Annotated in this window: 7 protein-coding genes; 6 read left to right on the top strand and 1 reads right to left on the bottom strand. The window is 51.9% G+C overall.

Annotation, left to right across the window (positions count from 1 at the left end; genetic code table 11):
• Positions 1-293 precede the first annotated feature (293 nt).
• A complete protein-coding gene (locus tag ACT3TC_RS16735; protein ID WP_444489838.1) occupies positions 294-1,187 on the bottom strand; it encodes a LysR family transcriptional regulator in 894 nt (297 codons plus the stop codon).
• 133 nt (positions 1,188-1,320) lie between these two features.
• Here ACT3TC_RS16735 and ACT3TC_RS16730 point away from each other — a divergent pair, with 133 nt between their 5' ends.
• From ACT3TC_RS16730 to ACT3TC_RS16705, 6 genes are all read left to right on the top strand, one after another.
• Positions 1,321-2,544 carry an MFS transporter gene (locus tag ACT3TC_RS16730; RefSeq protein ID WP_444641069.1) on the top strand — a complete coding sequence of 408 codons (1,224 nt, stop codon included), beginning with the start codon at positions 1,321-1,323 and terminating at the stop codon, positions 2,542-2,544.
• A gap of 26 nt (positions 2,545-2,570) precedes the next feature.
• Positions 2,571-3,122 (top strand): cyclophilin-like fold protein, encoded by a 552-nt coding sequence (locus ACT3TC_RS16725; protein WP_444489840.1) that lies wholly within the window; start codon positions 2,571-2,573, stop codon positions 3,120-3,122.
• A 114-nt stretch (positions 3,123-3,236) separates the two neighbouring features.
• The gene (locus ACT3TC_RS16720; RefSeq protein WP_444489841.1) at positions 3,237-4,337 is read left to right on the top strand and encodes an alpha/beta hydrolase; all 1,101 of its coding nucleotides are present in this window, start codon (positions 3,237-3,239) and stop codon (positions 4,335-4,337) included.
• A gap of 200 nt (positions 4,338-4,537) precedes the next feature.
• Entirely contained in the window at positions 4,538-5,548 is a 1,011-nt protein-coding gene (locus ACT3TC_RS16715) for an NAD(P)-dependent alcohol dehydrogenase (protein ID WP_444641067.1), read from the top strand.
• A 167-nt stretch (positions 5,549-5,715) separates the two neighbouring features.
• Positions 5,716-6,801 carry an MBL fold metallo-hydrolase gene (locus tag ACT3TC_RS16710; protein ID WP_444641065.1) on the top strand — a complete coding sequence of 362 codons (1,086 nt, stop codon included), beginning with the start codon at positions 5,716-5,718 and terminating at the stop codon, positions 6,799-6,801.
• A gap of 196 nt (positions 6,802-6,997) precedes the next feature.
• Complete coding sequence (locus ACT3TC_RS16705) at positions 6,998-7,453, top strand: hypothetical protein (protein ID WP_444641063.1); 456 nt, start codon at positions 6,998-7,000, stop codon at positions 7,451-7,453.
• The last annotated feature ends 91 nt before the right edge of the window (positions 7,454-7,544 follow it).

Genomic DNA, 7,544 nt, shown 5'->3' with positions numbered 1-7,544 from the left:
CAAAGCGGACATATCATGGAATGAGGATAAGCCCCCAAGGACCCCTTTACCTAGCCTTCATTGTTCGAGCTAGATTGAGGCTAGGCCAGATCTCCACGCGTGATACCCACCTTACTAAAGGCATTCAGTACTGAAGCCTCGCAGGAGACTTTCACACTCTTAGCTTTGGTGTGCTTGAAAGTGTCGGCGAACCCTAGGCTGTGGCTGGCCAGTTATTGGACAACACCGTGGGCATTCCGCACGTTGATATCTGGAATCAATGAACCACTATATTCCTCTACTTCGAACAGCACTTAACTTTTATACCGAAACGCGTCCACAAAAGCTGAAAAAGCAGGAGAGGACTGTCGCCGGTTGGGATAGTAGAGATGAAACCCAGAAAAATATGGCGACCAATCGGTCAATACTTTTCTAAGCCTCCCATCGGCTAGGTAAGGAGCAGCCAACGCCTCAGGAACGTAAGCTAGACCGATCCCATCGACAGCCGCATTGAGTATATGAACGATGCTGTTAAAGACAAGCTGTCCCTGACCCTTAACGGTGAACTCCTTACCATCCTTTTCAAACTCCCAGGCATAGATTGCTCCATCGGGCCTGTGGCGAATATCTACACAGGCATGATGGGTCAGCTCATAAGGCGTTTTGGGTTCGGAATGTTCATTGAAGTATTCTGGTGAACCCACTACTACTAAACGCACTTCAGGGCCGAGTGGAATTGCAATCATATCTTGGCTAATCGCTTCGCCTAAGCGTATACCGGCATCAAACCGCTCTGTCACCACGTTGGTAAACCCGTAATCCACGTAGAGCTCAATGGTGACATCGGGATAATTGGTCAGAAACTCGGCCATTTTGGGTCTCAGGCAAAGCGCAATCTGGTCATCGGTGCACGATATGCGAATGGTACCCGCTGGCTTGTCACGCAACTCTCCTAGCGCCTCGACTTCCATGGCAATTTGATCAAAGAGTGGTGTAAGCGACTGCACTAGCCGTTCCCCCGCTTCCGTTGGCGCGACATTTCGTGTGGTGCGGGCCAGTAATCGCAGCCCAAGACGTTCCTCAAGTGCTTTCATTCGGTGGCTTAAGGCTGAAGGGGTCACCCCTAGCTTAGCAGCTGCTTTGGTAAAGCTCTGGTCTCGTGCCACGGCGAGAAAAGCCTGCAGGTCGTCAACTCTCGAATGCGTCATTGCTGAGTTTTTCTCATAAGTCCATAAACATTACAACTACTAATCAAAATGAAAGGCCCGTGTCAACATGTGCTTGGTAAAAGAAGGTCCTTTGACATTGACCTTCACCATTCACAGCTTGAGGGAAGACGTTTTGAGCACACAAGCCTTTGACTCCGCACCTACTAATCGCGTGGCCCAGCAGGAAAATACATCACAGCCTGCTTATTGGAGTGGCGTTTTTGCGATGACGCTGTGTGTCTTTGCGTTAATCGCCTCGGAGTTTATGCCGGTGAGTCTGCTAACCCCCATCGCTGCCGACCTTGGTGTCACGGAAGGGCTGGCAGGTTACGGCATCGCGATTTCGGGAGGTTTTGCGGTCTTAACAAGCCTATCGATTTCAAAGCTCGCGGGTAGAATCGACCGAAAGACTTTGTTGCTTATGTTAACGGCACTGATGAGCGCCTCTGGGCTAGTCGTTGGACTGGCGTCTAGCTACATGATGTACATGGTAGGGCGGGTGCTGATTGGTGTGGTGGTGGGTGGCTTCTGGTCGATGTCGGCGGCAGTCGCCATGCGATTAGTGCCTGCTGACAGTGTCCCTAAAGCACTGGCGATTTTTAATGGGGGCAATGCGCTCGCGGTGGTAGTGGCTGCTCCGTTAGGAAGCTACTTGGGCAGTGTTATCGGTTGGCGTGGGGCTTTCTTTTGCCTAGTGCCAGTGGCGTTAGTTGCGATGGTTTGGCAATGGATCAGTTTGCCCTCCATGAAGGCGGCTCCAAAGGCGAGCGGTGCTGGCAACGTATTCACGTTGTTGAAGACCCCTTTGATGATTCTGGGCATGTTGGCGATTGGTCTTTTCTTCATGGGCCAGTTCGCACTGTTCACTTATGTTCGTCCCTTCCTTGAAACCGTTACTGGTGTAAATGTGTCGACGCTTTCATCAATCCTATTGGTGCTGGGTGTTGCCGGATTAATAGGCACCATGCTCATTGGGGGATTTCTTAAAAAGGACTTGTACCGGACCCTGGTGGTTATTCCGCTATTAATGGCGGCCACCGCGCTAGCATTGATCGCCTTTGGTGAATCGGTCGCTATGGCCTTTGTTCTGCTTGGGTTCTGGGGATTGATCGCCACGGCAGCGCCCGTAGGCTGGTGGGCGTGGCTTGCTAAATCATTGCCAGAAAACGCCGAAGCTGGCGGTGGTTTGATGGTGGCGGTTATCCAGTTATCCATTGCGCTGGGCTCTACCGCTGGTGGCCTGCTGTTCGATTTGACAGGCTACCGGAGTGCCTTCGTGGCCAGTGCTATCGTGTTGATGTTGGCAGCTTTTCTCGCCTTTATGACCTCACGGTTGCACGTCCGACAAGTGGTATGAGCCGGATAACACATCAGGAAAAATCTATGACCACAAGCCGCAGCGTCTCCCGTAATAGCCAACGTCATCTTGCCATCGAATATTGCATGGTCCGCGGCTTGCGGCCTTGGCGTGGACTCGGCCTACTTTGTGGTTTGTTTGTGCTTGGCGGATGCGCCGCGGCTCAGGCTCAATCCGCAACGTCAAACCCGTCCACTGCCGCTGCAGAGGCCACTGTACAACCGGAGGAGTCTCGCATGTGGATGAACGTCGGCGAACGCCGTTTCTCAATTATCCTGGCTGATACCGAAGCAGCCCAGGCGTTTGCTGCGTTGCTGCCGCTCTCGATGGACATGGCCGACCTCCATCGTAATGAGAAATACGTTGATCTGTCGCAATCATTACCGACGAACGCCGACCGCCCCGGCACGATCTATAACGGTGATCTCATGTTGTACGGATCAAGAACTTTAGTTGTTTTCTATCAGACCTTTAACTCGTCCTATTCGTATACGCGTCTCGGTCGCGTAGATGACCCGGACGGCCTGAGCCAAGTGCTCGGCAGGGGAAGTGTGCGTATCGAATTTTCCAGTAATTAGAACCCGAGCACAGCCTGCGCCATTAGATCGATGGACTCACGCTGTAGGTCGCCTGCAGCGACCTACAGGTCGTCAGTCTAGTGCCCGCCACCTTCAACCGGTATGGAGAAACCTATGAACGAATCTACTTCGAAATCATTAGATAACAATCAACTCACTACATCACGCAGGGGGTTCATACAAGGAACGGTGCTGGCAGGTACAGCAGTCATCCTTGGTGCACAGTCAGCCTTGGCCGCCACAGGCGAGACGCCCCTTGGAGTAACGCAAGAATGGGACAAGACATTTCCGCAAAGCGACCAGGTAGACCATGAGAAGGTAACGTTCAAAAATCGTTACGGTATTACACTGGCTGCTGATCTGTATCTACCGAAGAATCGTGATGGTGAACGGCTAGCGGCCATTGTCATTGGCGGTCCGTTCGGCGCGGTGAAGGAGCAATCCTCTGGTTTGTACGCGCAAACCTTGGCTGAGCGCGGGTTCGCCACGTTAGCCTTCGATCCATCCTACACCGGAGAAAGTGGCGGTGAGCCGCGCAACGTCTCCTCGCCGGACATCAATACTGAGGACTTCAGTGCTGCAGTAGATTTTATTGGCCTGCAGCCCTACGTTGATCGAGAGCGTATTGGCGTAATAGGTATTTGCGGCTGGGGTGGCATGGCACTGAATGCTGTTGCTGTAGATAAACGCGTAAAAGCCGTTGTGGCGAGTACTATGTACGACATGACGCGGGTCATGTCCAGGGGCTACAACGACAGCATGACTGCCGAGGAGCGGGCGCAAACACTGGAGCAGTTGAGCCGACAGCGCTGGTCGGACGCGAAAAACGGGAGCCCGGCTTACCAACCGCCATACAATGAATTACAAGGTGGTGAAGCACAGTTCCTAGTCGACTACCACGACTACTACATGACACCGCGTGGGTACCATGAGCGTGCCGTCAACTCAGGCAATTCCTGGACGCAGACTACACCGCTGTCCTTTATGAACATGCCGCTGCTTACCTACATTGAGGAAATTTCGCCTCGGCCTCTTCTGTTGATTCATGGCGAAACCGCACACTCGCTCTACTTCAGTGAAACCGCCTATGCGGCCGCAGCGGAGCCTAAGGAACTCATAATTGTCGAAGGAGCTAGCCATGTTGACTTGTACGATCGAATGGACAAGATTCCGTTTGACAGGCTGGCGGAGTTCTTTGGCGAGCACCTGATCTAAGCGGGGTTTTAGATGCAGCTTTCGTGTCCATCATGTGCTTTCACCGGATGCGTCCTTAATAACGTATTCAGAGCACCTGCCACAGCGTTATCTGTGGCAGGCCCACTGCAAGTGGCTGGTGCTGGCATGAACACTAACTTCAATCTACTACACAGAGAATTATTATGACCGTTAAAGCTTATGGCGCCCATTCGGGCGATATGCCACTCGAACCAATTACCATCACCCGGCGCGAGCCAGGCCCACAAGACGTGCAGATCGACATCGTCTATTGCGGTATCTGCCATTCCGATATTCACCAGGTGCGCTCTGAATGGGCCGGTACTCTATATCCCTGTGTACCGGGTCACGAGATCGTCGGTCGCGTTTCGACGGTCGGCGCTCACGTTAACAAACACAAGGTGGGTGATCTTGTTGGTATTGGGTGCATCGTGGACAGTTGTCAGCATTGTGAGGAGTGTGGTGACGGTCTGGAAAATTACTGTGACGGTATGGTCGGCACCTATAACTTCCCGACGCCGGATGCGCCAGGACACACGCTGGGCGGGTACGCGCAACAGATCGTCGTCGATGAGCGCTACGTGTTACAAATCCGCCATCCTGAGTCGCAATTGGCCGCCGTCGCGCCGTTACTGTGTGCTGGCATCACCACCTACTCGCCGCTGCGCCACTGGGATGCCCGTCCAGGCAAGAAGATTGGCGTGGTCGGCATCGGTGGGCTTGGGCACATGGGTATCAAGCTGGCTCATGCGATGGGCGCGCATGTTGTCGCCTTCACCACCTCTGAGGCCAAGCGTGATGCAGCCATAGTGCTGGGAGCGAATGAAGTGGTGGTGTCAAACAATGCTGAGGAAATGTCAGCGCATGCCAAGAGCTTCGACCTGATTCTCAACACGGTGGCCGCTCCGCACGATATTAATGCGCTCCTTGCTCTGCTCAAACGCGATGGCACCATGGTGTTGGTAGGCGCTCCAGCAACACCACACCCGTCACCGAACGTATTTAATCTAATCTCGAAGCGCCGTTCGTTGGCGGGGTCGATGATTGGCGGCATTCCAGAAACTCAGGAGATGTTGGACTTTTGTGCTAAGCACGGCATCGTTGCTGACATCGAAATGATCCGCGCCGATGAGATCAATGAAGCTTACGAACGGATGTTGAAGGGAGATGTAAAGTACCGCTTCGTGATGGATGCCCGTAGCCTCGATTGAGCCACGTAATATTTCATGTGAAATGTGTGGCCACGATATCTACCGAAGTGCGTTCGTGAAAGGCGTTCTTTGGTAGATTCTGGCTGCTCTCATAATGCTGGGCCTAACAGGCTTTGATAGGGATTAGAGAAGCACCTTGTAAGGAAAGCAAATTGAAAAAAGTGATTATGAGTACTTTGCTTCTGGCTGGCGTAGTTGCGCTGGGTAGCTGGGCCTATCTTCAACACCCCAAGTTCGGCAGGCTCCCTTCAGGTGAGCGCCTCGCCACAATCGAGCGTTCTCCACACTATATTGACGGTGAATTTCAAAATCTGATCGACACGCCGATGCTGACTGAAGATAGAAGCACACTGTCCATTTTGTTCGAAAATTGGCGCTCCGACAGTGAAGGGCTGCGTCCAGATGACAATATTCCTTCGGTGAAAACGGACTTACACGCCTTGGATGTCAATGAGGACATTGTGATTTGGCTGGGCCACTCCTCCTATTACATACAGTTGTCTGGAAGGCGGTTTCTGATTGATCCGGTATTCAGTATAGACGCGGCCCCCATCCCTTTTGCCAACCGTGCCTTTGCAGGAACGAATCCCTATACGGCTGATGACATACCCCCGATCGATTACTTACTGGTGACCCATGACCACTGGGATCATTTGGATTACCCTACGATCAACGCGCTCAAACCCCAGGTAGGTGAGGTTTTTACCGGCCTTGGCGTAGGGGCGTACTTCGAGAAGTGGGGGTACGATCCCGAGCTTGTGCATGAAGGTGATTGGAATGATGCCTTCGAATTGAAAAGCGGTCTGGCGCTGCATGTTTTGCCAGCGCGACACTATTCAGGGCGTATGCTGACACGCAACCGGACGATTTGGATTGGTTTTGCACTTGAGAGCCCCGAGCGCCGACTCTTTTTCAGTGGAGACAGTGGCTATGGCCCTCACTTTGCTGAAATAGGGCAGCGCTTCGACGGTTTTGATCTGGTTTCGCTGGATCATGGCCAGTACGACCCACGCTGGGCCTACATCCATATGACGCCTGAGGAGGCAGCCGAAGCTGCCGAGGATCTTGGGGCTGATACGCTATTGCCTGCTCATGTGGGTAAGTTCTCGCTCGCCCAACATCCATGGCAAGAGCCTTTTGAACGTATTACGTCCGCTAGTGAAACAAGAGGCTATCGGCTTGTAACGCCTATAATAGGGGAGCCCATCTGGCTTGATGATAGCGAACAGCGTTTTAGGGCGTGGTGGGAGTAATGCATGGAAACTAAGGGATGGCTTGCTACGGCAGCGCATGTTATCAATGACGGTGAAATCGAAGGATGGTTTCAGAATATTGCGGCCAGAATCTGGAGATAGAGAAAGTCATTCGTCACAGCGATGAAAAGTTTATTTAGCAATAATAAAAAAACCAACTTGGACCTTTTTTCACTACCTCACCAAAACAACAATCGTGGGCTCACCCGAAGGGTTTGAGCAAACTGATCATATAGAGATTGGTGGACATCTAGATGACTGGATTGGTGACGAATTGGTGCTCTCTAAGGTTTTACTGATGGGGTTCCCTCCTATTCTTTTTTCTAATAGGCCGGTTTTACTCGCATCGGAGGGTAAGGTAAATGCAGTTGTGGATAAATATAATGGCCCACACCCTCACTTCATAATATTTAACATGGGCCGAGGTGGTTATAGTGGAGGGCCAGTAATCAGCGAATATGGTTTTTTACTAGGCGTACTTACTGAGTCCTTAGTTATGAATAATCAATCAGAAGAACTAGGCTACTCTTCAGCATTGTCAATTAAGCCATTATTGGTTCTGCTACAAGAAAACGGGATTTATTCCGGTAAGAGCAAAGAAACAATCGAAGTCCTACTTGAAGGGGCAGACCATTGGAATGATAAAACATAACAAGCGCATGTTGTCGGACTGGTTTTCCACTGCGCTCCAAACCAGCCGCAAATGCGGGCGTTATATCAGTATTGCCTCAACGTCCGCTTTT

This window comes from Halomonas sp. AOP27-A1-41, assembly GCF_052378605.1.
Lineage (GTDB): Bacteria > Pseudomonadota > Gammaproteobacteria > Pseudomonadales > Halomonadaceae > Vreelandella > Vreelandella citrativorans.
This window is presented reverse-complemented; position numbering and strand designations above follow the sequence as displayed.